Origin of the sequence: Nocardia nova, from assembly GCF_002933465.1 — a bacterium.
In the GTDB taxonomy this organism is placed as follows: Bacteria; Actinomycetota; Actinomycetes; order Mycobacteriales; family Mycobacteriaceae; genus Nocardia; species Nocardia nova_B.
Map to the genome: position 1 here is coordinate 16,972 of NZ_PSZE01000004.1, position 24,368 is coordinate 41,339.

The following is a 24,368-nucleotide window of genomic DNA, read 5'->3' on the forward strand; positions in this document are numbered from 1 at the left end:
CCGGGCACTGTACGCGCCGCGTCCGGGCCTCACGTCGGGGTCGCCAGGGCGAAGGGGAGGACGGCGGGCGCGCCGGCGTGGCGGAGGGTGCGAGCCGCGAGGGTCAGGGTCCAGCCGGTGTCGGTGTGGGTGTCGACCAGCAGGACGGGAGTGTCGAGGCCAGTGAGGTCGGGGGTTTCCCACGAGTCGAACAGGGCTGCCACGCGGTGGGCGGAGTTGGCGGCCGACACCGGCGGCCGGTCGGGCCGGGTGTGCAGGACTCCGAGGTCGGTGAGACGTCCGATGCGGGCAAGGCGGGCGGCCAGGTCGGCGGCCAGTGCCGGATGGGTCGCCGATTGCACTGCCATCACCGCCCCGGGGCGTTGCGTCCAATTCCATTCCCGCAGAACGGCAATGCAGGCGTCGACGATATGGTCGGGCGCGGGGCCGTCGGGGGCGTCGAGCAGGGTTCGCAGGCGCTGACCCCATCCTAGATCGCTGAGCCGGCCCAGCACCCGGCCGACCTCGGGGCCGTCGGATATCTTGCCGGACAACGGAACTCCCAGCTTCGACAGCCCGGTCGGCCATTGCTTGCGAGGCAGGAGATCGATTCCGGGCCGGTCCAGCCGGGCGCGGATGGTGGCCACCTCGCCGGCGTCGACGGAGATGTCGAAACGGCGGCCGGTGCAGTTGTCGCAGCGGCCACAGCCGGGCGCGTCCGGGGCGAGGCCCGGATCGTCGAGTTGGCGGCGCAGGAAGTTCATCCGGCACTCGGTGGTGCTCTGATACTCGAGCATGGCCTGCTGTTCCGCTTCCCGCGCCCGGTCGAGGCGCTCGTAGCGTTCGGTGTCGTAGGTCCACGGTTCGCCGGTGGCCAGCCAGCCGCCCCGCACTCGCCGCACGGCGCCGTCCACATCCAGCACCTTGAGCACCATCTCCAACCGTGACCGGCTCAGTTCCACCAGGGGTTCGAGGGCCACGGTGGACAGGGGCCGTTCGTAGTCCAGCGCGGCCAGCACCGACCGCACCACCTGCTCCCGCGGGAAGGCCACGGAGGCAAAGTAATTCCAGATCCGCCGGTCCTCGGGACCGGGCAACAGGATGACCTCTGCGCGGGCCGCGCGATCGGACGGGGCGGAGGCGCTCGGGACCAGTCCACGGCCGGCGCGGCCGACCTGCTGGTAGTAGGCGATGGGCGAGGAGGGGGCGCCGACATGGACCACGAAGCCGAGGTCGGGTTTGTCGAAGCCCATGCCGAGCGCCGAGGTGGCGACCAGCGCCTTCACGTGGTTGTCCAGCAGGGCCTGTTCCAGGGTTTCGCGTTCCCCGGGTTCGGTGCGGCCGGTGTAGGCCGCGACGGGGTAGCCGTGGTCGGCGAGGACGTCGGCCAGGTCGTGGGCGGCCGCCACGGTGAGGGTGTAGATGATTCCGGAGCCGGGCAGATCGCCCAGTTGCCGGCTGAGCCAGGTGGTGCGCTGGACGGCATCGTCGATCCGCACGACGGACAGATGCAGCGACTCCCGGTCCAGGGTGCCGCGCAACACCAGGGTGTCGGTGCCGATCTGGGTGGCGACGTCGGTGACCACCCGGTTGTTGGCGGTCGCGGTGGTCGCCAGGACCGGGATGTCCTCGCCGAGGTCGGCGATCAGGGTGCGGATGCGGCGGTAGTCGGGACGGAAATCGTGGCCCCAGTCGGAGATGCAGTGCGCCTCGTCGACCACGACCAGGCCCGCGTCGGCGGCCAGCTTGGGCAGCACCGAATCGCGGAAATCGGGATTGTTCAACCGTTCCGGGCTGACGAGCAGCACATCGACCGCACCGGCGGCGACCCGCTGATGGATGTCGTCCCATTCGGTGACATTGCCGGAGTTGATCGTCTCCGCGATCACGCCCGCCCGGCGCGCGGCGGCGACCTGGTTGCGCATCAACGCCAGCAGCGGTGACACGATCACCGTCGGTCCACGCCCTTGCGACCGCAGCAACCGGGCGGCGATGAAGTACACCGCCGATTTTCCCCAGCCGGTGCGCTGGACGACGAGCGCCCGCCGCCGCTGGACGACCAGCGCCTCGATCGCCGTCCACTGGTCCTCGCGCAGCCGTGACTCGGGCCCGGCCAGCTCACGCAGCAGGGATTCGGCGGATTCGCGCAGCTCGGTGGTAGTCACGCGCTCCATCGTGCCCGAGCCCTCCGACACCTGGCCACCATCCGGCTACAGCCGCACCCCGTGCCCGAAAACGTGGTCGGAGAACCGGCCGGCTCGGGAGAGGACGGCCGGGTCGCAGCGATTTCTAGCCGGTTTCGGCGGCCAGCGCCAGTAACCGGTCCCGGACGAGGTCCGGGCGCTCCTCCGGGATGAAATGCCCGCAGCCGTGGACGTATTCGACGGTGTAGTCGTCGGCCCGCGCGGTCTCCGCGGCGGCCAGCGCCGGGTGGATGGCCGCATCGCCGGTGCCGAACAGCGCACGGATCGGGATCGTCGCGCGGCGGCGTTCGGGATGGCGGGCGGCGGGAAGTTCCCGCAACCAGAAGGTGCGGTAGGTGTCGGTGGCCGCGCGGGCCACCGCCGGATCGCGGAACCGCTCGCCGTAGATCCGGGCGAGTTCCGGGGTGAACGTGCGCCGGGCCTCGGCGTTCAGCCGCAACAGGCGATCGACGAACGGCGTGTAGCGCTGCAGCGGCATGCCGAATGTGGCCACCAGCGGCTGATACATCACGAAACGCCACGCATGCGGTGCGAAGGTGCGGGCGGTGATCCACGGGTGCGCGATATTGAGTGGCAGGTAGCCCTCGAACCGCTCCGGCTCCCGCAGCACCATGAGGAATCCGACGAACCCGCCCCAGTCGTGACCGGCGAGCAGCAGCCGGGGCAGTTCGAGCTCGTCGACCAGCGCCAGCAGATCGGAGGCGACGTCCTCCTTGGCCCAGCGATGCGGCGGTGGTCCGGACCATCCGTAACCCGGCAGGTCCGGGGCGACGAGGCGCAGCCCGGCGGGGGGATCGGCGAGCAGATGCCGGTAGGCGTAGTGGTGCTGCGGCCATCCATGCAGCAGCAGCACCGGCCGACCGTCGGGCACCCCGGCCTCGGTGACGTGGAATCGCACGCCGCGGGCCTCGATGAAACTGCGGCGCACTCCGGGAATTTCGGGCGGCCGGGCAGATCCGGATGTCGAGGGCATAGCCGATGCTAACCACCGGCAACCCGGGACCGCCACGCCGCGAATGTTTTCCGCCCGGCGTCGGGCATTTTCGGCCGCGAGGCAGGACAATGAGGGCGATCGGACTGCGAGGTCCGCTGGCATGCGCGGGAATGCGGGAGGAACGGGCGATGGCCGAGAAGTTCGAATCACCTGCGGATTGGGCCCCACCGGGGGCGCAATTCCAAAGCCGCGGTGTCACCAGCCGGACCCTCTCGGGTGTGTTGTTCGGGCTGGTCGTGACGCCCGTCGGAATCGCGTTCGCCGCCAAGGGGGGAGCCGATATCCGGTACTGGGTCATCGTCGGTGCCGTAACCGATCGCTGGACCGCGGCGCTGGAGATCTTCGGCGGCTCCCTGCTGCTGTTGTTCGTCGCGGCGATGGCCGCGTTCTCGCCGGTCGGCACGATCGTGGCCAGCCTGGTGTGGGGAATCTTTCCCGGTGTGCTGCATCTGCTGTACCCGGACGACACCTTCCGCCTGATCGGGGACCTACCCTTCACCGATGCCACGATGCAGGTGGCGTTGCACTCCTGGGTGACCTACGGCTTCGCGCTCATTTCGGGCATGATGCTGCTGGGCGCGGGCATGGTGGGTGTGCTGCGCAAATAGCTCCGGTCGCATTCAGCCCCGGTCGCATTCAGCCCCGGTCGCATTCAGCCCTTCACGCACAGCACCTGACGCAATGTCGCGACCACGTCGACCAGATCGCTCTGCGCCGCGATGACGGCGTCGATGTCCTTGTAGGCCGCGGGGATCTCGTCGATCACCCCGGCGTCCTTGCGCGACTCCACGCCGTCGGTCTGCGCGATCAGATCCGCGACGGTGAACTGCCGCTTGGCCGCATTGCGGCTCATGCGGCGGCCCGCACCGTGGGATGCGGACTGGAACGAGGCGGAATTTCCCTTGCCCCGCACCACATACGAGCGGGTGCCCATGGATCCGGGGATCAGAGCGAGGTCACCGGCCCCGGCTCGGACCGCGCCCTTGCGGGTCACCAGCATGGGCATGCCGTCGATGATCTCTTCCGACACGTAGTTGTGGTGGCAGGAGATCGGCTCGTCGAAACGCACCGCCAGCGAATCGAATTCGTCACGCACCGCACCGCACACCAGGTCGAGCATCACCGCCCGGTTGCGGGCCGCGTACTCCTGCGCCCAGGTGAGATCACGCCGGTAGGCAGCCATTTCCGGTGTGCCGGAAAGGAATACAGCCAAATCGCGGTCCGGCAGGTCTCGGTTCTGCGGCAAGGTGCGTGCCACGGCGATATGCCGCTCCGCCAGTTCCTTGCCGATATTGCGGCTTCCGGAGTGCAGGAGAATCCACACCCGCTGTTCGGTGTCGAGGCAGACCTCGATGAAGTGGTTACCGCCGCCGAGGGTACCCATCTGCTTGTGCGCCTTGGACTCTCGCTGCCGCACCGCCGGATCGAGATCGCCGAACCGGCTCCAGAACGCGGACCAACCGGCCCGCAAGGTGGCGCCGGTCGCCCGGCGGCCGTGCATGTCCATCTGCAGGTGGGTGACCTTCACCGGCTCCTTGTGCGCGTTGAATCCGACCGGAACGGCGGCCTCGATGCGCGAACGCAGCGAATGCAGATCGTCCGGAAGATCGGAGGCGGTCAGCGAGGTCTTGACCGCTTCCATTCCGCAGCCGATGTCGACGCCCACGGCGGCCGGGGCGACGGCATCCTTCATGGCGATGACGGACCCGACCGTGGCTCCCTTACCGAGATGCACGTCGGGCATCACGCGGACGCCGTAGACCCACTCCAGTTGGGCGAGGGTGCGCAGCTGCTGCAGCGCGGCCGGCTCGACCTCGTGTTCGTGGGCCCACATGAGCGTCTGCGCCTTGGTGCCGCGCAGCTCGACGGGAAACATGATCCGATCCTTTCGTGAACGAACTCTCCCTGTTCACGGTAGGGATCTCAGGGCGAGGATGCACTCGAATATTCGATCGGTTGCCCGTCGCGGGCGAGCCGGCACACGCCCACCGGCCAGGACATCCGCTCTGGTGAGCTGGGAACTCGGGCGGCCGTGTGTCGTCGGATGCGGGCCGGGTGTCGTGGACGGTGCGGTCCTCGACGATGTGCTCAGGCTCGCCGAATGGGCGGACGTCGCACCCGATGAGCTTGCGGGGGCGCTCGCCGGCGACGCGAAAGTCGTTGTGGCAGAAGCCGTTGTCCGAAGCGTGAGCAAGCTGGAACTGCTGCGGCACTGGCGATGTTGCGAGCCGCGCTGGTCACCGAGTGGTGAAGGCCCTCACCGCGAATAGTCGCGGAAGGTCATCACGAAGGCGGGTGCGGCAATCATGACGAGCAGGATGTAGGCCAGGACCTGCAGGCCGACATACGGCAGGTCGTGCACCCAGATACCCAGGATCAGAACGCCCAACAGCAGCACCACGCCGTAGAGCGGTGTTCGTTGCGGGTGGTCGCCCATACCCATGACTCCACGATACTCAGCCGGGCCGCCGTCCGACAGCGCTCGATGGGCCGCCGGCTCGAACCCTGCTGTGACCGGCGATCCATGGGAGAATCCGGAATCGACGATGGCCGACGCCGGGAGGAATCCATGCCCACCCAACCGTTGACCCAGCAGAACTTCGAGCAGGTGATCGCGAGCCATGCGATCGTGCTCGTCGACTTCTGGGCCTCCTGGTGCGGCTGGTGCACGCGCTTCGCGCCGATCTTCGCCGAATCCGCGGCCGCGCACGCGGAGATCGTGCACGCCACTGTGGACACCGAGGCCGAGCAGGCCCTCACCGCCGCCGCCCAGATCACCAGCCTGCCGACCCTCGTCGCCTTCCGCGAGGGCCTGCTCGTCTACTCCAATCCGGGCTTCCAGACCGCCGCCCAATTGGAAGAGGTCATCCAGCAGATTCGCTGGCTCGACATGGACGAGATGCGTCGCGAACTCGGCGTCCGGACCCCGGCGGTCCCCGTGCCGGCTCCGCCGATGGCTCGTGCCGGCGCCGCCACCGGCCGCCCCCGCTACGGCTGGCCGGGTCTGAGCCCCGGCTAGGTTCCGGGCGACTCGCGGTGATCGCCCGCGCCGACGCGGCGCACTCGGGTGGCGCGGTATCGAAAACTGTCCTGCTGTGCGGACTCGTAGTCGAATTCCACGCGCTCGCCCGCGGCCAGCTCTCGAAAGCCCTCGCCTTCGATCGCGCTGAAGTGCACCCAGGCGTCGCAGCCGTCCGGGAGTTCCGCCGCGGTGATCGCGCCCCAGCCCTTCTCCGGCCGGAAGAATTTCACGGTTCCGATCGCCATCGGTCCATGATGTCAGTCGATCAGGTCGCGACCGTGGGGCGACGAGTCCGAACAGATCGCTGATCGTGGTGCGGGCGGCCGCGTGTACCGCATCGGCCTCGAGGAGCCGCAGGGCGGAGCGCTGGGCGGGGCGGGCGCCCGGTCCGGTCGTCGTGGGTGAGATCAGGCGGAGGTACGGAACCGCCGGCGGTATGCGCCGGGGTTGGTACCCGGCCGTCGCAGGAACGCCCGGTGCAGGGTCTCCACCGAACCCAGTCCGGCGGACCGGGCTACGCGCGAGAGCGGGAGGTCGCTGGTTTCCAGCAACCGCCGGGCCGATCGAAACGCGTTCGGACCGGACCACATCGGCGATGTCGGTCCCGCGTGCCGGCGGACGGTGGAAACGGGAATAGGCTGAGACGGCGAACCGATACTCGACCCGCGGTCCGTCGGGGCCGCGGACCCACAGACCCCTCGTCCCCAGGAGGCCCGCAGTGCGGATCGGCATCATGCTCAGCGAACAGACCGGACCGGATGCGCTCGTGCGCCTGACCGACGAACTGCGGCAGGTGGCCGACGAGGGTTTCGAATCGGCGTGGCTGTCGCACATCTTCGGTCTCGACGCGCTGACCGCGCTCGCCGTCGCCGGCAGCAAGGTGCCGAATATCGAACTCGGCACGGCCGTGGTGCCGACCTATCCGCGGCACCCGGGCGCCCTGGCCCAGCAGGCCGCCACCACCGCGCTCGCGGTCGGTCGCGGACGGCTCACCCTGGGCATCGGACTGTCGCATCAGATCGTCATCGAGAACATGTTCGGCTACGACTTCGGCCGCCCGGCCCGCCACATGAAGGAGTATTTGTCGATTCTCGGGCCGCTGCTCGACGGGCAGCCGGTGTCGTACCGGGGCGAGACCCTGAGCGCGAACCTCGGCCTGACCGCGGGGGAGACTGGCCGGATCCCGGTGCTCGTGGCCGCGATGGGAACCCAGATGCTGAAATTGGCCGCGCGCCGCACCGACGGCACCGTGCTGTGGATGACCGGCCCCGCGACCATCGCCGATCACATCGCGCCGACCATCACCGCGGCCGCTGCCGAGGCCGGCCGGCCCGCGCCGCGGCTGGTCTGCGCGCTGCCGGTGCTGGTCACCGACGATGTGGATCGCGGCCGGGAGAAGGCCGCGACCGTCTTCGCCGCCTACGGTTCGCTGCCCTCGTATCGGGCCATGATGGATCGCGAGGGCGCCGAGGGACCGGCCGATCTGGCGATCATCGGCACCGAGGAGCAGGTCGCCGCCCGCATCGAGAAGGTGTTCGCCGCCGGTGCCACGGAATTCGTGGCCGCCCCCTTCGCCAGCGGACAGGCCGGCGAGCGCACCCGCACACTGCTGACCCAGCTGGCGGACTGAGGGGCGGCGATGGCGCGCCGGGCGCGGCTCGGGGACGTGGAACAGCTCGCCCTGGCGATGCCACATGTCACCGTGGTACGGGGGTCGAGCGGTAATCCGGTCTACCAGGTCGGTGGCAGGTCGTTCATCTTCTTCCGCACTCCGCGCCCCGACGCCGTCGATCCGGAAACCGGCGAGCGGTATCCCGATGTGATCGTCTTCTGGGTGCCGTCGGAGTCGGACAAGCGTGCGCTCGTTCAGGATCCGGATTCGCCGTTTTTCACCACCGCTCATTTCGACGGACATCTGTCGGTACTGCTGCGCGGGGCGCATATCGGCGAACTCGACCTCGACGAGTTGCGTGAGATCGTCCAGGATGCCTGGGTGTCGCGCGCATCAGCGACGCGGGCTCGGCGGTGGCTCGCCGAACATCGGCTCTGACGTCGGCGTAATCCTTTGCAGCACAACTTATTTCAGTTCGCCGCAGCGGACGCGACGTCGAGCCCGGGCAGCTGGTGGCGCATCCGCTCCCGTTTGGTGCGCAGATAGCGGACATTGTGCTCGGTCGGGTCGGTCTGCAGCGGAATCCGGCGCGTGACCGCGATGCCGTGCGCCTGCAAGCCGGCCTGCTTATCCGGATTGTTGCTGAGCAACCGCACCGATTCGACACCCAGATCGCTCAGGATCTGCGCACCCGCGCCGTAGCGGCGGGCGTCGATCGGCAGGCCGAGGCGCAGGTTCGCGTCCACGGTGTCGGCGCCCGCGTCCTGTAGTTCGTAGGCGCGCAACTTGTTCAGCAGGCCGATGCCGCGGCCCTCCTGGCCCCGCAGATACACCACGACACCGCGTCCTTCGGCGGCCACCGCGCGCAGGGCGGCGTCGAGCTGTTCACCGCAATCGCAGCGCAGCGAGCCGAACGCGTCGCCGGTCAGGCATTCCGAATGCAGCCGGGCCAGGACGTCGGTTCCGGACGGATCGCCGAAGACCAGGGCGAGATGTTCGACCGGTTGCGCGCCGGAGTCGGAGTCGCGGTAGCCGAAGACCTGGAAATCGCCGTAGCGGGTGGGCAGCCGGGTCTGCGCGAGCCGGGTGACGGTGTGCTCGCGGTGCTTGCGGTACTCGATGAGATCGGCGATGGAGATGATCGGCAACTCGTGCTCGCGCGCGAAGGTCAGCAGCTGCGGCAACCGTGCCATCGATCCGTCCTCGTTGACGACCTCCGCGATCACGCCCGCGGGCCGCAACCCGGCCGCGCGCAACAGGTCGACGGTCGCCTCGGTGTGCCCGGCGCGGCCCAGCACGCCGCGCGGATGTGCCCGCAGCGGGAACACGTGCCCGGGGCGGGTCAGATCGGCCGGGGTGGTGCGCGGATCGGCCAGCAGCCGCATGGTGTGGGCGCGGTCGGCCGCCGAAATACCCGTGCTGACGCCCGTGGCCGCATCTACCGATACGGTGTAGGCGGTGCCCTTGGGATCCTCATTGACCGCCGTCATCGGGGGCAGCGAGAGCCGGTCGAGATCGGCGCCGGGCATCGGCACGCACAGCACGCCGCTGGTGTGGCGGATCAGGAATCCGATGGTCTGCGCGGTCGCGAACTCCGCGGCCAGGACGAGATCACCTTCGTTCTCCCGATCCTCGTCGTCGACCACCACGACCGGCCGGCCGGCGGCCAGAGCGTCGAGTGCGTTCTGAATGGAATCGAGTTCACCGGTCATCGTGCACCTCCTATGCCTAATAGAAATATTCCGAAACGCTTCTCGCTAGGAAGGGTTCCGCTCAGTGAGATTCTGGGGACGGCGATTTTCCGGCACCCGGCGTCGGCGTTGACCTCGAGTGCGGTTGAGGGTGCACGCTGGAGTCATGACACAGGCCGCAGAGTTCTGGAACATCGTCTACGACGACGACACCGCTCCCTGGGTGATCGGTGAGCCGCAGCCGGCGATCGTGGAGGTGGAACGCGAGGGGTTGATCCGGGGGCGGGTGCTCGATGTCGGAACGGGTGCGGGGGAGCACACTATCGCTCTCTCCGCCCTGGGCTACGACGTGCTGGGTATCGACTTGTCGCCGAGCGCCGTCGAGTACGCGCGGCGCAACGCCGCCGCGAAGGGGGTGCCGGCGGCGCGCTTCCGGGTGGCCGATGCGGTCCGGCTCGGCGCCGATCCCGCAGCGGCCGCCGAACTCGGCGTCTTCGACACGATCGTCGACAGCGCCCTGTTCCACATCTTCCGCGAGGACCCCGGCACTCGCGCCGCCTACGTCCGGTCGCTGCACACTCTGTGTGCACCGGGCGGTCTGGTGCATGTGCTGGCACTCTCCGACACCGACCCGGGGTTCGGGCCGCGCATCAGCGATCGGATGCTGCGTGAATCATTCGGTGCGGGGTGGGAATTGGAGGATTTGCGGCCCGCGTCCTATCGCGGCCGGGTCACCCCGGTGGTCGCCGATCAGGTCGCCGGGCTGCACGTGGCCGAGGACGGAACCGTGGATACCGCCGCGTGGCTCGCCCGGTTCCGGCGAGTGTAGCGACGGATTCGGTGCCTACCGGCCGCGCCGTGTCGTTCGGCCGTGCCCGCTATCGACGACGAGCCTTCGACTTCGGCGGTGCGAGCGGTGCCTCGCGATTGCGGGGCAACCGGCCGCGCTTGTTCAACGCCTCCAGGTCGTCGAGCAGATCTTCGGCCAGTTGGCGCTCCGCCTCGTAGTGGCGGATGCACCACCGCAACACGGCGCTGGGAAAGGCCCAATCCGGGTTGGCGTCGGACCCCTCGGCGTCGGCGGCGGCGCGGCGGCGCGTCTTCTCCGCGTAATCGATATGCGCGGTGAGGATTTCGCGCAGCCGCTCCGGCTCGGCCAGATGACCGAGCCACGCCCGCAACAGCACACTGTGTTTCAGCACCGGCGCCTCCACCGGTGAATGATTGACCCAGTGCGCCACGGCATCCCGGCCGCTCGTGGTGATCGCGTACATCCGCTTGCCCCGCACACCATCCTCGGAGGTCACGGTGCGCGAGGTGACGTACCCGTGCTTCTCGAGGCGTTTGAGTTCGGCGTAGATCTGGCTGAACGACGGGCTCCAGTAGAAGAACTGCAAACTCCAGTCCGCCCACTTCTTCAGGTCGTAGCCGGACAATTCGTCCGTGTGCGACAGCATCCCGAGTACGGCCCACGAAGTGGTCGGCAGATCGGTGCCAGATGTCATCGCCGAACTATACCGCCCAGTCATATGCGGATCCGAAATCAGCGCCAGCGGGTGCGGTGCGGGAACAGCGCCCGCCCGGCCTCGTGCACGACCTCGAGGACGACCCGGGTCAGCCGGTCGTAACTCATCGCCTCGGCCCGTCCCGACAGCGAGAGCGCGGCCGGTGGGGCGCCGCGTCCGCGCAGCGGCGCGGCCACACACGCGATGCCGGCCATCGCCTTGTCCAGGTAGACGACTTCGCGGCCGTCGAGCACCGCCAGATTGCCCCTTATGCCCGTCCGCTGCGCTCATATGCAGTCTAGAAATATTTCGACTAGGCATGTTCGGTTTCGGCATTTGTGCCACCTATCACAGTGGCTGCCACCACACCGCTCGCGAATCGGTGGAACTACGTAAGCGCTACCGAACTCTCTCCCGTTCATCAGCTGCGCCGCTGGTACGAGCAGTTCCACACCGACGTCGCCGACATCTCGGAGGAGATGACCGCGCGCTTCGAATTCGAGGTCGACACCACCCGCGCGGTCACCGCCTGGGAGGCCGAGGTCGCCGAGAACCTCGCCAAGCGGGCGCGCGGCTGAGCGGTCGTCACCACCGTGCGGCGGCCGGCACGCGGTGACGCGACGCGGCGGCCACAGGGTTTCAGAGGTCGGGTTCCGCCAGGTCGGTGAACGTGACCCGCACCGAGATCGGATCGGTCTGCAATGCGGCGAATCCGGCGGCGGTCAGCGGTGCGAGCGCCGGGTGCGGGGCGAAGGCGCGGGCCCGGGCGACCACATCGTCGTCCGGGCGCAACTCCGCCGTGGCCGCGCGCCAGGTTCCGTTGTGCCGCAGGCGCACCGAGGGATTGGCTCGCACATTGTTACCCCAGCCCGACCGCATGCCATGCTGGCAGATGATCCACGCCCCGTCGTGGTCGAACAGCACCGATACCGGAACCCGGCGCGGCTGACCGGATTTGCGGCCGATGGTCTCCAGTTCGGTCGCGAAGGTGGACCGCACACCCAGCCGGTCCAGTGCGGCGAATCCGGGATTGACCAGATAACGGCCAATGGCCCGTTCGATCCGGAACTTCGTCGACTTCCGGTCGGTACCGGCGGTTGCGCGCTTGGATCGGAAAGCATCGAGTCCGTTGCGGCGCAGCATGGTTATCGCGGTCGACCACGGTGACCTGGCCGGATCCGGATCCAGCCCGGTGCCGAGGCGATGCAGCTGATCGGTATGCCATTGCAGATCCAGGGCGCCGTCGACCGCGCGCAGGGTGCCGCTGCGAGCGATGCGGCCGCGCAGACCGAGCGAAATCGACGGCGGCCGGAGGACTTCCGTCCCGCCGGTGAGCAGGTCGGCGGCAGCGGCCGGGTACACCGTGGTGGGGCGGCCGAGCCCCACCGCATCGCAGGCGCCGGAGTCGACCGCACCGGCCATCGCCGTCCGGCTGCGGAAGCCTCCGGTGACCGCCAGCGGCACCGCGGCCCCGACCTGCCGCACGGTCTCCGCGTACTCCAGGAAGTAGGCCTCCCGCGCTCGCGTACTCGCCGCCGCGCTGCGAGACCGGCCCATCATCGCCGGGGATTCGTAACTGCCGCCACTGATCTCGATCAGATCCAGCGGCTGCCGGGTCAACTGCCGAACCACCTCCCGCGATTCCTCCTCGGTGAAACCGCCGCGCTGGAAATCCGCCGAATTCAGTTTGACGGCCACCGCGAAGCCCGGCTGGACCGCCGCGCGAATCGCGCCGACCACCTCGAACAGAAAGCGCGCCCGGCGTTGCGCGTCACCGCCCCAGTCGTCGGTGCGTTGATTGGCCAGCGGCGACAGGAACTGCGACACCAGGTAGCCGTGGGCGCCGTGTATCTGTACCCCGTCGAAGCCGGTCGATTCCGCGATCCGCGCCGCGTCGGCGAAGCGCCGGATCAGGTCGTGAATGTCGGCCTCGGTGAGCGCCCGCGGCGTGGGCAGACCCGGCACTCCCGAGGCGATCGCCGAGGGCGCCACCGGCCGCTGCCGGGTAGCCAGCGGATTGGCCTGGCGGCCGGGATGATTCAGCTGCATCCAGATCGGGGTGCCGCCGTCCTTGGCAGCCTTGGCCCAGCGCGTCAGCGCGGCGAGATCGCGATCGTCGTCGACGACCACATTGCCCGGCTCGCCGAGCTGGGTGCGATCGATCATCACATTGCCGGTGACGATCAGGCCGTAGCCGCCCGCTCCCCAGCGGCGATACAGCTGGACCAGCCGGTCGTCGGGAGCATGGGCCGCGGTGCCGAGTCCCTCGCTGAGCGCCGATTTCATGATCCGGTTGGGCAGAACCTGGCCACAGGGCAGGGGGAGCGGGTCGTGTAGTCCGGTCATGCCTATCCTCCAGGGCGCGGATCGGAAATGGGTATACCAATCGGTATAGTCGGCACGGTAGTACACCGATCGGTCTAGGGCAACGGTAGGCTGGATCGTGCAGCGTGCACGAGGAAAGGGGTCACATCATGGGAGCCCGCGACCGGCTCATCGACAGCGCCGTCGATCTGATGCGCAGCAACGGTGTGGCCGGCACCGGCATCGCGCAGCTGCTCGACCACAGCGGCATCTCGCGCCGCTCGGTGTACCTCAACTTTCCCGGCGGTAAATCGGAACTGATCGCGGAGGCGACCCGCGCGGCCGGCGCCGCCTACAGTGCGCTGCTGCGCACGATCACCGCGGGGGCCGATGTGGCATCGTGTGTCGGCGCTTTCCCCGCCTTGTGGCGCGAGAAGCTCGCGGCGAGCGACTTCACCGCTGGCTGCCCGATCGTCGCGGCCGCGCTGGGCCGGTCGGAAGCGCCCGAAGCGGCCGACGCCGCCGGTGCGACCTTCACCGAATGGGAAACCATTCTCGCCGAGCGCCTCGAAACCGAGGACGTCGAGCCCGATCTGGCGATATCGCTGGCCACCACGGTCGTCGCGGCGCTGGAGGGGGCGGTGATCCTCTCGCTGGCGACCCGCTCGATGGCGCCGCTGGAACGGGTGGGCGCCCAGATGTCCGAACTCGTCGCTCGCCACACCGCGAAGTAGTCCGGACAGTCCGTCACCACGGGCGCGTTATTCGGTGAGTGCCCGCGCTATCGCCGCGGCGGTGGGAATGGACGCGGTGGCACCGACGACGGTGGTGGCCAAGGCGCCGGCGGTGCAGGCCCAGGCCAGAGCGGCGGCAGGCCCCTCGTGCCAGTGCGCGGCCAGTGCGCCGGTGAACGTGTCCCCGGCGCCGGTCGTGTCGACGACCTCGACACGCATGCCCGGATGAGCGAGCTCGCCCTCGGGGCCGCGATAACGCGCGCCTTCGCCACCGCGGGTGGTCAGCACATGCGGGACCGCCCGGAGTTCCGAATTCACTTGCGCCGCTTCGCCCTCGTTGACCACCGCGATGTCGACCGCCGCCCACAGCCGCGGCGGCAGTGACCGTGCGGGGGACGGATTGAGCAGAACGAGAGTGCCGTGATCACGGGCGCAGCGGGCGGCCTCGAGCACGGTCTCCACCGGAATCTCGAGCTGGCACAGCAGGATATCCGCATCGGCGACGAGGGCGCGATCGCCCGCGGTGAGCCCGGACAACTCGGCATTGGCTCCGCCGACCACGATGATCGTATTCTCGCCGGCTTCGTCGACCACGATGGTGGCGGTCCCGCTCGACCCCTCGACGGTGCGCAGCCCGGTGGTCCCGACCTCGTTGTCCTCGAGCACTTTTCGCAACTCGGCGCCGAAGACGTCGGTTCCGATCGCGCCGACGAAATCGACCGCCGCGCCCGCACGCCGGGCGGCGATCGCCTGGTTCGCACCCTTTCCGCCGGGCACCGTATCGAAGGCGGTGCCGAGGACGGTCTCACCGGGCCGCGGCCGCCGCGGCGTGCGGGTCACCAGATCCATATTGATACTGCCGACCACTGCGATCCGTGCCATGCACGCACCGTAGCCCGCCGCGGCGCGTGTGGACTCGAACGTCGCCGCGGTCAGGCGCGGTCGGCCGCCGTCGCCACCGCGGCCAGCCGGTCGAGGGATCCGAGAAGTTTGTCCGAGGTCGTCGCCCGGGCCCGGGGCAGCCGGACCTCGTCGGTCAGCCGGGTCCAGTCGTAGGTGTGCCGCACCAGCGTCCGGCTCTCGTCGACGGGTTCGAGCTCCCACCGCCACAGATGCCCCGGCGGCCGCTGCCCGGATTCCGCGGGCAGCCAGGCGATCCGGCGTCCCTCCTCGAACTCCACCACGTGGTTCTCCCGCACACTCCCGTTGGTGAGTGTCATCGCGAAGACATCACCCACACTCCGCACGCGCTGTCCGATCTCCGCCCGGTCGAGATTGTCGTTCCCGTCCCATCGCGGCTGCTGCGCCGGATCGGCGATCAATTCGAAGATGTGCCCGGCCGGCGCGGCGACTTCACGCTCCGCCGACACCACCCTGTCGATATCTGCCATGACACCATCGAATCATCCGCGGGAATCGTCGACAACGCGGCCGCGAACGGCATTCGGAGACAGGCTGTTCCGTGCGTGCGTCTCACTCCTGGTTCTCGACCGGGCCGGACGTCGATTCGGCGTGCCGGGGCTCCAAGGGCGGCCCCGCGACCGGGCAGTTGACCTTGCATTGCGGCGTGGCCTCTGGGCTCGCGCTGTCGAGCGCGTCGTCGCGGACGGTGACCACGGTCAGTGCCGCGGCCGCGGACATGACGATCGCGCAGATGAGCATGGCCTCGTGGAACCCGCGCTCGAAGGCGGCGGGGTCGGTGTAGGCGGCCCCGGTGAGTCCGGTGAGCGGCGGGACAGCCGCTACCGCAAGCAATCCGGCCGCTCGGGCGACGGCATTGTTGACGCCGCTGGCCACCCCCGCGTGCCGTTCGTCGGCCGTGGCCAGCACGGTCGCGGTCAGCGGGGCGACGGCCAGGGTGAGCCCGAGGCCGAACACGAGGGCGGCGGGCAGCACATCGGTGGCATAGGAGGCGTCGGTGCCGATCCGCATCATCAGCAGCATTCCGGCGGCGGCCAGCAGCACACCCGCGGTGATCGGGATGCGCGGTCCGATGCGCTGAGCCAGATCGCCCGAGCGGGCGGAGAACAACAGCATCAGCACGGTGGCCGGCAGCATCGCGGTCCCGGCCGCCATCGGACTGAAACCGGCCACCACCTGCAGCGTGAGCACCAGCAGGAAGAACACCACGCCCATCGCGCCGTACATCACGAAGGTGACCGCGTTGATCGCGCTGAACTGCCGCGAGGCGAAAATCTCGACCGGCAGCATCGGCGGCGGCCCGTGGTGTCCGGGTGCGTCGTAACGCGCCGACCGCCGCCGCTCGACGACGACGAAGGCCACCCCGGCGAGCACACCGATCACCGCCGTCGCCACCACGGCCGCCCGGCTGCTCCCGTGTTCGGGCGCCATGGTCAGTGCGTAGGTGATGCCTGCCAGGCACAGTGCCGCGAGGAACGCCCCCAGCACATCGAAGCCCTCATGTGCCGGGCCGCCGGATGCGGGAGCCGGGCGGGTGGTCGCCGAGCCGTCGGACGCGCCGGAACCGTAGGTCTCCGGCACATGCCGCACCGCGACCAGCACCACCACCGCGGCCAGCGGAATGTTCAGCAGGAACACCCAGCGCCACCCGGCCGCACCGACCAGCCATCCGCCGAGGAAGGGGCCGATCGCACCGGCGACCCCGCCGAGCCCGGACCACGCGCCCACCGCGCGGGCGCGATCCGATTTCGCGAAAGAGGCCTGGATGATCGCCAGCGAGCCGGGCGTGAGCAGCGCACCGCCCACGCCCTGCAGTGCGCGGGCGGCGATGAGCATCGGAATGCCCTGTGCCGCACCGCAGATCGCCGAGGCCAGTGCGAACCAGACCACGCCGACGACGAAGATCCGCCGCCGTCCGAATCGGTCACCCAGTGAGCCGCCGAGCAGAATCAGTCCGGCCAGCGTGAGCGTGTACGCGTTGACTGTCCACTGCAGACCCGCCATGGAGGCGCCGAATTCGTTACCGATGCGGGGCAGTGCGACATTGACCACGGTCGCGTCCAGCATCGCCATCCCAGAGCCCAGCACCGTGGCCAGCAGCACCCAGCGACCTGAACCCGACGACAACCGGATGGTGGCGACCATGAGGACACGGTAGCGGCGGGCACCGGCGGAAGCGGGCGTTCGGCGGTTATCCGGCGGCGGCGTCCGCGGCCCGGTCAGTAGGCTGTTCACCATGACTGCTGGAACTGTCGGCGAAGTGGATACCGTGCGCGAGGCGGTGCACGAGGCGGCGCGGCGGGCTCGGGTGGCGTCACGGACGCTGGCACAGCTGACGACCGCGCAGAAGGATGCGGCCCTGCACGCCGCGGCCGATGCGCTGCTCGCGGCGAAGGATGCCGTCCTGGCCGCCAATGCCGAGGACATCGCGACCGCGGAGGCGGGCGGAACCGCGGCCTCGCTGCTGGATCGCCTGCGGCTGACCGAGCCGCGCATCGAGGGCATCGCCTCCGGGTTGCGTCAGGTCGCCGGCCTGCCGGATCCGGTTGGTGAGGTGCTGCGCGGATCGACGCTGGCCAACGGACTGGAGATCCGGCAGGTGCGCGTGCCGCTGGGCGTGGTCGGCATGGTCTACGAGGCCCGCCCGAACGTCACCGTCGACGCCTTCGGCTTGGCGTTGAAGTCCGGTAACGCGGCCCTGCTGCGCGGCTCGTCCTCGGCGGCCCGATCGAATGCCGCCCTGGTCGAGGTCATGCGCGAAGCCCTTGTCGCCCAGGGGCTTGCGGCCGACGCGGTCCAACTGCTGCCGAGTGAGGATCGCTCGAGCGTCACCCATCTGATCCGGGCCCGTGGCCTGGTGGACGTGGTCATCCCGCGCGGCGGGGCCGGGCTGATCAACGCGGTGGTGCGCGATGCGCAGGTCCCGACCATCGAAACCGGCACCGGCAACTGTCACGTCTACGTGCACGCCGCCGCCGATCTCGAGATGGCGGAATCGATTCTGCTGAACTCGAAGACCCGCCGGCCCAGCGTCTGCAATACCGCCGAGACGGTGCTCATCGATCGCGCGATCGCCGAGACCGCGGTCCCGCGCCTGATCGAAGCGCTGGAACGGGCTCAGGTCACCATCCATGGCGATCTGCCCGGCCTGGTTCCCGCGACGGAGGAGGATTGGGCCGACGAGTACCTGTCGCTCGATATCGCGCTCAAGGTCGTCGACGGTCTGGACGCCGCGGTCGACCACATCAACCAGTGGGGCACCGGCCACACCGAGGCCATCGTGACCGCCGATCTGAAGGCGGCGCGCGACTTCACCGCCCGGGTGGACGCGGCCGCGGTGATGGTGAACGCCTCCACCGCCTTCACCGACGGCGAGCAGTTCGGATTCGGCGCGGAGATCGGCATCTCCACCCAGAAGCTGCATGCCCGCGGTCCGATGGCGCTGCCGGAGCTGACCTCCACCAAGTGGATCGTCTGGGGCGACGGCCAGATTCGGCCGAGCTGAACCAACCCCGTCCCGGCCGTGACTGTCGGTGCCGGCCGGGCCTGTGTTCTTGCCGACACCGGAGTTTCGAACCCGGCCCGCGGGTGTGTACCGTCGTGAGCAGCTGTTCTTTACGGTGCATACCTGCAGTGGGCTGCGCTGTTCCCGAAGGAGGGCCCTACTGTGCAGACGACCGTGCACGAGCCGATTTTCGCCTCGGTCGACGATGTGATCGACCGGCTGGCCACCACCGGCTACCTGGCCGACAAGGCCACCGCCACCTCGGTGTTCCTGGCCGACCGGCTCGCCAAGCCGCTGCTGATCGAGGGGCCCGCCGGCGTCGGTAAGACCGAACTGTCACGCGCGGTCGCCCAGGTCGCCGATGCCGAACTGGTCCGCCTGCAGTGCTATGAGGGGATCGACGAGGCGCGGGCCCTCTACGAGTGGAACCACGCCAAGCAGATTCTGCGCATCCAGTCCGCCACCTCCGGCGGGTCGGATTCGGGTAACGCCTGGGCCGACACCAAAGCCGATGTGTTCAGCGAGGAATTCCTGCTGCAGCGCCCGCTGCTGACCGCTATCCGGCGCACCGAACCCACCGTGCTGCTGATCGACGAGGCGGACAAGGCCGATGTCGAGATCGAGGGCCTGATGCTGGAGGTGCTGAGCGACTTCGCCGTCACCGTGCCGGAACTCGGCACGATCACCGCCACCCGCCGCCCGTTCGTGGTACTCACCTCCAACGCGACCCGCGAACTGTCGGAGGCGTTGAAGCGCCGTTGCCTCTACCTGCACATCGACTTCCCGGACGAGGAACTCGAGCGCCGCATCCTCGCCAGCCGGGTGCCGGAGCTGAAACCGGCGGTGGCCGCACAGCTGGTCCGCGTGGTGCACGTGCTGCGCGGGATGCAGTTGAAGAAGTTGCCGTCGGTCGCCGAATCCATCGACTGGGCCCGGACGCTGCTGGCGCTGGGACTGAAGGATCTCGACGACAAGACCGTGCGTGCGACGCTCGGCGTGGTCCTCAAACACCAGAGCGACCACCAGCGCGCCCTGGCCGAGCTGAAATTGGCCTGAGCGGTGTCCGGTAAGCGCACCACGCCCCGCGAGCTGGTGTCCGCGGCGCTGCGGGGTGGGGCAGCGTCGGCGGCCCAGGGTGCCCCGCAACCCGGCGAGACCGCGCCGCACGGACTTTCCGGGCATGTGGTCGGCTTCGTGGAAGCCCTGCGCGCCAGGGGAATTCCGGTCGGCCCGTCGGAAACCGTGGACGCGGGCCGAGTGCTCACCGTGGTCGATCTGATGGATCGCGAGATGTTGCGCGAGGGCCTGGCCTGTGCGCTGCTGCGCAGGCCCACGCAGCGTGCCACCTTCGACGGTATGTTCGAGCTGTGGTTCCCCGCCGCACTGGGAGAGCGCGCGGGTGCCGAGGACATCGAGCTGCCGCGGCGCGACGACGGTGAAATCGACCTGTTCGAGTTGCGGCGCATGCTGGCCGAGATGCTGGCCGCCGAGCCGACCGGGGACCAGGCCCGGCAGCTGCGGAATCTGGCCGCGCAGATGGTCGAGCAGATGGGGCAGTATCAATCGACGAACGGGCCCTCGTTCTCGGCGTATCAAACGCTGAAGGATGTGCAACCCGAGGTGCTGATCAGCAAGATCCTCGCGGGACTGGCCGCCGGGCAGCACAACTCGGAGTTCGACACCGAGGTCGCCCGCCGCGCCGCCCGGGAACGGGTCAAGGCGTTTCGCGGCACGGTCGAGGCCGAGACCCGGCGGCGAGTGGCCGAGCGGCTGGGCCGCGAGCGCGTGGCGACCTACGGTGTCGGGCGCCAGGCGGAGGATGCCGACTTCCTGCGGATCTCGGAGAACGAACTGGCCGAACTGCGGCGCGGCTCGCAGCGATTGGCCCGGGTGCTGGCGTCCCGCCTGGCCGCGCGTCGCCGCCGTTCCCGGCGCGGCGAAATCGATCTGCGCAAGACGCTGCGCAAATCCATGTCCACCGGTGGGGTGCCGATCACGCTGCAGACCCGCAAACCGCGGCCCGGCCGACCGGATCTGGTGCTGCTGTGCGACATCTCGGGATCGGTCGCCGGATTCTCCAGTTTCACCATGCTGCTGGTGGATTCGCTGCGTGAGCAGTTCTCGCGGGTACGGATCTTCGCGTTCGTCGACCAGGCGGACGAGGTGACCCACATCTTCGATCAGGTCACGCCGCTGGATCAGGTGACCCGGCGCATTTTCACCGAGACGAAGGTGGTCGGCTTCGAGGGACATTCGGATTACGGTGCGGCGCTGCGCGGTTTCGCGCAGGACTGGCCCGACGTGGTGACCAGCCGTACCTCCCTGCTGATCCTCGGCGACGCCCGCACCAACTATCGCGATCCCGCGCTCGATATCTTGCGGGAACTCGTCCAGGTGGCCAAGCACGCGCACTGGCTGAATCCGGAGGCCGAAAGGATGTGGGGCACCGGCGATTCGGCGGCCGATCGCTACGCCGAGGTCATCGAGATGCACGAATGCCGGTCGGCGCGCCAGCTGACCGGTGTGGTGAGCAGGCTGCTTCCGGTCTAGGCATCCAGGAGGGGCATGAGCGATCTGCTGCGGAATTGCCTCGGCAAGCCGGGAGCGTGACGCGACGAACCCTGGGAGGGCGACGTCGTCGCGAAGGTCGGCGATGGGACCATCAGCGGCTGTTAAGCGCTTTCCAAGCAGGGCCGTCGATCATTCGCGCGTGCCGTGCCCATCGGGGGAGTCCGCCGACGAAATCCCCGCCGACCAGCCGAGCGCCCCTGCGGCGCAACGACATCCCCACGACCGGGATGCCGAGCCTCCCGATTCCGAGCCACCCGTTGCCGGGCCCTGCGCTCCTGAGCGATCCGGTTCCGAACCGGCTGCGTCCGAGTGCCGGGCACGCGCAACGGATGAGGCGGCGCCGGGAGATACCCGGCGGCGGGCGCGGGAACTGACCGAGGCCGCGACCGCCCTGCTCGGCACCAGCCCCGCGGCCGCCGAACGAATGTTGTTGCAGGCGTTGAACTGTGGCACCGGCGTACTGTCCGGTGAACAACTCGCGCGGCTGTGCTCGCTGGTGGTGACGGCGGTCGCCGGCCAGCCGGGCCGGGAGCACGACCTGGCGGTCGCGGCGGCCGCGGCGGCCGAGAGCTGGACCGGTATCTCCGCTGCCGACGCGGCCCACCACACGCTGCTCGCCGCCCGCGTCCACTACCGCAACGGTCACCATCGCCGTGCGGCCGCCCTGTTCGCCGAGGCCCTTGGCTGCGATGCGCTGCCTTATCCGCCGGAAGAGGTCGCGGTGCTGTACGAGCAGCTCGGACGATGTCTGGGACAGTGCCATCGCCACCGTGCCGCGGCACGGGCCTACGCCGCGGGTGCGGCCGCCGTCGCCGGCCGGCCCCAGTGGGACGAACTGCACGGCGACCTGATCGAGGCGGCGACCCGGTCCCGGCGCTCGGCGCGCAACCCGGCCGCGATGGTGCGGGCATATCTGTCGGCGCGGCGGACGCGGTGAGTTCGGTACCTCCGGATCGCCGGCGTGTGCCGGTCCGCAGCGGCGGCGGCTCTCGTCCCGGCGCGTCCGAACGCGGCCCCGGAATCGGCGTCGCCCGGGCCTCTCGCGGGCGGGATCGGCCGACGAGACCCGCCCCCGCTCGGGCCGCCCAGTAAGCTCGGCATTCGTGCAAAACACAGGCCTGCGCAAACTGGGCGTGATGGGCGGTACGTTCGATCCGATCCATCACGGGCATCTGGTTGCCGCCAGTGAGGTCGCCAACCGGTTCGACCTCGACGAAGTGATTTTCGTACCCACCGGGCAGCCGTGGCAGAAGTCCGCACGGCAGGTCTCCCCGGCGGAGGACCGCTATCTGATGACGGTCATCGCCACCGCATCCAATCCGCGGTTCTCGGTCAGCCGGGCCGACATCGACCGGGAGAAGGCCACCTACACCGTCGATACCCTTCGTGACCTGCAGAATCAGCATCCAGACGCGGATCTGTACTTCATCACGGGTGCGGACGCGCTGGCCAGCATCCTCACATGGCAGGATTGGGCGGAACTGTTCGAGCTGGCGAAGTTCGTCGGGGTGAGCCGTCCGGGGTACGAATTGAATGTCGACCACCTTGAGGAACATCTGCGGAATCAGCCGGCCGATGCGGTCACCGTCATCGAGATCCCGGCCCTGGCGATCTCGTCGAGCGAATGCCGTCGCCGCGCCGCCGAGGGGCGTCCGGTGTGGTACCTCGTTCCCGACGGCGTCGTGCAGTACATATCGAAACGGCACCTGTACGTGCCGGGAGGGAACGGGAAGGTGAGCCCAGCATGAGCGGTCAGGCGCGCAGGAGGCAGCGGAGCGTAACCACGGAGCGTCCCGCTCATGCTCGAGGAGACCACGCATGACGGCATCCGCACAGGCGGTGGAGATGGCGCAGGTCGCCGCGCGGGCCGCCGACGAGAAGCTGGCGACCGACGTGGTCGTCCTCGATGTCTCCGATCAGCTGGTGATCACCGACTGCTTCGTCATCGCCTCCGCGCCGAACGAGCGTCAGGTCAACGCGATCGTCGACAACGTCGAGGAGAAGTTGCGTCTCGCCGGGCACAAGCCGGTCCGCCGCGAGGGCACTCGAGAAGGTCGCTGGGTGCTGCTGGACTACGTCGACGTCGTGGTGCACATCCAGCACAGCGACGAACGCAATTTCTATGCGCTGGAACGGTTGTGGAAGGACTGCCCGCAGGTCGAGGTGCCGGGTCTGGCGGCTCCCGCTCAGGCTCCGGCGAGTGGTAGCGGGGACCCCGCGTGAGCCACCGGCCCGAAGGCGACACCGCGCGTGATCCCGAAGCGGCCGGGGAGCGTGGCATCGAGTCCGGTCAGAGCGACGCGGCCGAAGGTGTTGCGCCGGCGGCCGGCTCGCGAGCGACGAAGTATCCGGGGGTGCGCCGGCTGATCCTGCTGCGACACGGGCAGACGGAATGGAACGCCGCCGACCGTATGCAGGGCCAGATCGACACCGAGCTCAGCGAATTGGGCCGGCGCCAGGCGAAAGACGCTGCGCGCGAGCTCGTTTCCCAGGATGCCGTCGCGATCGTCTCCTCGGATCTGCGGCGCGCCTACGACACCGCACTCGCCCTGGCCGAACACAGCGGACTCGAGGTCGTGCGGGATGCGCGGCTGCGGGAGACCAGCCTCGGCGACTGGGAAGGTCTCGACCACCTCGAGGTGGACGCGCGGTATCCGGGTGCCCGCAAGGCGTGGCGGCTGGATCCCACGGTGACCCCGCCGGGCGGGGAGAGCAAACTCGAGGTCGGCGCGCGGGCGCTGCCGGTGGTTCGCGAGCTGTTCGCCGAGCGTGCGGACTGGCCCGGCCGTACCATCATCCTGGTCGCGCACGGCGGGCTGATCGCGGCCCTGACCGCCGCGCTGCTGGAACTGCCCGAGCACAAATGGCCGATCCTGGGCGGATTGGCCAACACCAGCTGGGTGCAGCTGAGCAGCCACGGTCCGGGCATCGAGCAGCCGGGCTGGCGGCTGGATGTGTGGAATGCGGCGGCGAAGGTAGCTCCTGATGTCCTCTGAACGCTCCTCCGACGACCGGGACGAACCGGTCCGGCAGGTATCCGACGAACTGTTGCGCAAGGCGTCCGAAGGGCCCGTCCGGCGGCTGCCGGATGCGCTGTTCGGCGGTCCGGTCGAACCGGTCGGGGAATCCCTCGCGGCCTCCGAATCGGGCGACGACGGTGGATCGACCGGCCCACCAGGGGCCGGCGAGGATGTGCGCCCGGCGGCTGCGGAATCGGCCGAAGGCGCGGTGGAGGATGGCGTGCCCGGTGGTTCCGGCGCGGCCTCGTCCACGGAACCGACAACCACTCGAGCCGACGATGCGGCGGTAGCCGGTGACGCGGATGC

The 24,368-nt window shown here is 69.3% G+C and carries 25 protein-coding genes and 1 pseudogene; 14 read left to right on the top strand and 12 right to left on the bottom strand.

Annotated features, from left to right (window positions below; genetic code table 11):
• Positions 1-29: 29 nt before the first annotated feature.
• Positions 30-2,153 (bottom strand): RecQ family ATP-dependent DNA helicase, encoded by a 2,124-nt coding sequence (locus C5E41_RS06170; protein ID WP_104374887.1) that lies wholly within the window; start codon positions 2,151-2,153, stop codon positions 30-32.
• A gap of 115 nt (positions 2,154-2,268) precedes the next feature.
• Positions 2,269-3,156 carry an alpha/beta fold hydrolase gene (locus tag C5E41_RS06175; protein WP_104374888.1) on the bottom strand — a complete coding sequence of 296 codons (888 nt, stop codon included), beginning with the start codon at positions 3,154-3,156 and terminating at the stop codon, positions 2,269-2,271.
• A gap of 149 nt (positions 3,157-3,305) precedes the next feature.
• Between C5E41_RS06175 and C5E41_RS06180 the strand changes: the two genes are divergently transcribed.
• Positions 3,306-3,785 (top strand): hypothetical protein, encoded by a 480-nt coding sequence (locus tag C5E41_RS06180; RefSeq protein ID WP_104375125.1) that lies wholly within the window; start codon positions 3,306-3,308, stop codon positions 3,783-3,785.
• Positions 3,786-3,829: 44 nt separating this feature from the next.
• Here the strand turns inward: C5E41_RS06180 and C5E41_RS06185 are convergent, their stop codons facing one another.
• Positions 3,830-5,053: an RtcB family protein gene (locus tag C5E41_RS06185; protein WP_104374889.1), complete on the bottom strand. Its 1,224-nt coding sequence runs from the start codon at positions 5,051-5,053 to the stop codon at positions 3,830-3,832.
• 381 nt (positions 5,054-5,434) lie between these two features.
• On the bottom strand, positions 5,435-5,620 hold the full coding sequence (locus C5E41_RS06190) for a hypothetical protein (RefSeq protein ID WP_104374890.1): 186 nt from the start codon (positions 5,618-5,620) through the stop codon (positions 5,435-5,437).
• A 126-nt stretch (positions 5,621-5,746) separates the two neighbouring features.
• Here C5E41_RS06190 and C5E41_RS06195 point away from each other — a divergent pair, with 126 nt between their 5' ends.
• Positions 5,747-6,196 (top strand): thioredoxin family protein, encoded by a 450-nt coding sequence (locus C5E41_RS06195; protein ID WP_104375126.1) that lies wholly within the window; start codon positions 5,747-5,749, stop codon positions 6,194-6,196.
• On the opposite strand, the gene C5E41_RS06200 is transcribed toward C5E41_RS06195, so the two are convergent.
• Positions 6,193-6,444 carry a cold-shock protein gene (locus C5E41_RS06200; RefSeq protein WP_104374891.1) on the bottom strand — a complete coding sequence of 84 codons (252 nt, stop codon included), beginning with the start codon at positions 6,442-6,444 and terminating at the stop codon, positions 6,193-6,195. The genes C5E41_RS06195 and C5E41_RS06200 overlap by 4 nt on opposite strands.
• Positions 6,445-6,917: 473 nt before the next feature.
• Between C5E41_RS06200 and C5E41_RS06210 the strand changes: the two genes are divergently transcribed.
• Both C5E41_RS06210 and C5E41_RS06215 read left to right on the top strand, forming a co-directional pair.
• Positions 6,918-7,829 (top strand): TIGR03564 family F420-dependent LLM class oxidoreductase, encoded by a 912-nt coding sequence (locus C5E41_RS06210; RefSeq protein WP_104374892.1) that lies wholly within the window; start codon positions 6,918-6,920, stop codon positions 7,827-7,829.
• Positions 7,830-7,838: 9 nt separating this feature from the next.
• A complete protein-coding gene (locus C5E41_RS06215) occupies positions 7,839-8,249 on the top strand; it encodes an MmcQ/YjbR family DNA-binding protein (protein WP_181063123.1) in 411 nt (136 codons plus the stop codon).
• Positions 8,250-8,281: 32 nt separating this feature from the next.
• On the opposite strand, the gene C5E41_RS06220 is transcribed toward C5E41_RS06215, so the two are convergent.
• The gene (locus C5E41_RS06220; protein ID WP_104374893.1) at positions 8,282-9,523 is read right to left on the bottom strand and encodes a bifunctional 3,4-dihydroxy-2-butanone-4-phosphate synthase/GTP cyclohydrolase II; all 1,242 of its coding nucleotides are present in this window, start codon (positions 9,521-9,523) and stop codon (positions 8,282-8,284) included.
• Positions 9,524-9,668: 145 nt separating this feature from the next.
• Here C5E41_RS06220 and C5E41_RS06225 point away from each other — a divergent pair, with 145 nt between their 5' ends.
• Positions 9,669-10,331 (top strand): class I SAM-dependent methyltransferase, encoded by a 663-nt coding sequence (locus C5E41_RS06225; protein WP_104374894.1) that lies wholly within the window; start codon positions 9,669-9,671, stop codon positions 10,329-10,331.
• A 49-nt stretch (positions 10,332-10,380) separates the two neighbouring features.
• Here C5E41_RS06225 and C5E41_RS06230 read toward each other — a convergent pair whose 3' ends face one another.
• Together C5E41_RS06230 and C5E41_RS06235 are read right to left on the bottom strand one after the other, a co-directional pair.
• On the bottom strand, positions 10,381-11,007 hold the full coding sequence (locus C5E41_RS06230; protein WP_104374895.1) for a helix-turn-helix transcriptional regulator: 627 nt from the start codon (positions 11,005-11,007) through the stop codon (positions 10,381-10,383).
• A gap of 38 nt (positions 11,008-11,045) precedes the next feature.
• Positions 11,046-11,261, bottom strand: coding sequence for an IclR family transcriptional regulator domain-containing protein (locus C5E41_RS06235; protein WP_104374896.1), 216 nt, complete (start codon positions 11,259-11,261; stop codon positions 11,046-11,048).
• A 150-nt stretch (positions 11,262-11,411) separates the two neighbouring features.
• On the opposite strand from C5E41_RS06235, the pseudogene C5E41_RS06240 reads away from it, so the two are divergent.
• Positions 11,412-11,585, top strand: a pseudogene (locus C5E41_RS06240) (3-ketosteroid-9-alpha-hydroxylase); the annotation flags it as partial.
• 61 nt (positions 11,586-11,646) lie between these two features.
• Here the strand turns inward: C5E41_RS06240 and C5E41_RS06245 are convergent.
• Positions 11,647-13,353: a nitroreductase family deazaflavin-dependent oxidoreductase gene (locus C5E41_RS06245; protein WP_104374897.1), complete on the bottom strand. Its 1,707-nt coding sequence runs from the start codon at positions 13,351-13,353 to the stop codon at positions 11,647-11,649.
• Positions 13,354-13,481: 128 nt separating this feature from the next.
• Here C5E41_RS06245 and C5E41_RS06250 point away from each other — a divergent pair, with 128 nt between their 5' ends.
• Positions 13,482-14,045, top strand: a complete 564-nt coding sequence (locus tag C5E41_RS06250) for a TetR/AcrR family transcriptional regulator (RefSeq protein ID WP_104374898.1) — start codon at positions 13,482-13,484, stop codon at positions 14,043-14,045.
• A gap of 27 nt (positions 14,046-14,072) precedes the next feature.
• Here C5E41_RS06250 and C5E41_RS06255 read toward each other — a convergent pair whose 3' ends face one another.
• The 3 genes from C5E41_RS06255 to C5E41_RS06265 form a co-directional block, all read right to left on the bottom strand.
• On the bottom strand, positions 14,073-14,927 hold the full coding sequence (locus C5E41_RS06255; protein WP_104374899.1) for a ribokinase: 855 nt from the start codon (positions 14,925-14,927) through the stop codon (positions 14,073-14,075).
• Positions 14,928-14,977: 50 nt separating this feature from the next.
• Positions 14,978-15,436 (bottom strand): SRPBCC family protein, encoded by a 459-nt coding sequence (locus C5E41_RS06260; protein WP_104374900.1) that lies wholly within the window; start codon positions 15,434-15,436, stop codon positions 14,978-14,980.
• An 82-nt stretch (positions 15,437-15,518) separates the two neighbouring features.
• Entirely contained in the window at positions 15,519-17,111 is a 1,593-nt protein-coding gene (locus tag C5E41_RS06265) for an MFS transporter (protein WP_104375128.1), read from the bottom strand.
• A gap of 91 nt (positions 17,112-17,202) precedes the next feature.
• On the opposite strand from C5E41_RS06265, the gene C5E41_RS06270 reads away from it, so the two are divergent.
• The 7 genes from C5E41_RS06270 to C5E41_RS06300 all read left to right on the top strand — a co-directional run bounded on the left by C5E41_RS06270 (position 17,203) and on the right by C5E41_RS06300 (position 24,038).
• Positions 17,203-18,471, top strand: coding sequence for a glutamate-5-semialdehyde dehydrogenase (locus tag C5E41_RS06270; RefSeq protein WP_104374901.1), 1,269 nt, complete (start codon positions 17,203-17,205; stop codon positions 18,469-18,471).
• 162 nt (positions 18,472-18,633) lie between these two features.
• Entirely contained in the window at positions 18,634-19,527 is an 894-nt protein-coding gene (locus C5E41_RS06275) for an AAA family ATPase (RefSeq protein ID WP_104374902.1), read from the top strand.
• A gap of 48 nt (positions 19,528-19,575) precedes the next feature.
• Complete coding sequence (locus tag C5E41_RS06280; RefSeq protein WP_104375129.1) at positions 19,576-21,021, top strand: vWA domain-containing protein; 1,446 nt, start codon at positions 19,576-19,578, stop codon at positions 21,019-21,021.
• Positions 21,022-21,181: 160 nt separating this feature from the next.
• The gene (locus C5E41_RS33185) at positions 21,182-21,979 is read left to right on the top strand and encodes a hypothetical protein (protein WP_104380564.1); all 798 of its coding nucleotides are present in this window, start codon (positions 21,182-21,184) and stop codon (positions 21,977-21,979) included.
• Between the two features lie 166 nt (positions 21,980-22,145).
• Complete coding sequence (gene nadD, locus C5E41_RS06290) at positions 22,146-22,790, top strand: nicotinate-nucleotide adenylyltransferase (RefSeq protein ID WP_104374904.1); 645 nt, start codon at positions 22,146-22,148, stop codon at positions 22,788-22,790.
• Positions 22,791-22,860: 70 nt separating this feature from the next.
• Complete coding sequence (rsfS, locus tag C5E41_RS06295; RefSeq protein WP_030512814.1) at positions 22,861-23,265, top strand: ribosome silencing factor; 405 nt, start codon at positions 22,861-22,863, stop codon at positions 23,263-23,265.
• 131 nt (positions 23,266-23,396) lie between these two features.
• Complete coding sequence (locus C5E41_RS06300) at positions 23,397-24,038, top strand: histidine phosphatase family protein (RefSeq protein ID WP_030512815.1); 642 nt, start codon at positions 23,397-23,399, stop codon at positions 24,036-24,038.
• Positions 24,039-24,368 lie beyond the last annotated feature (330 nt).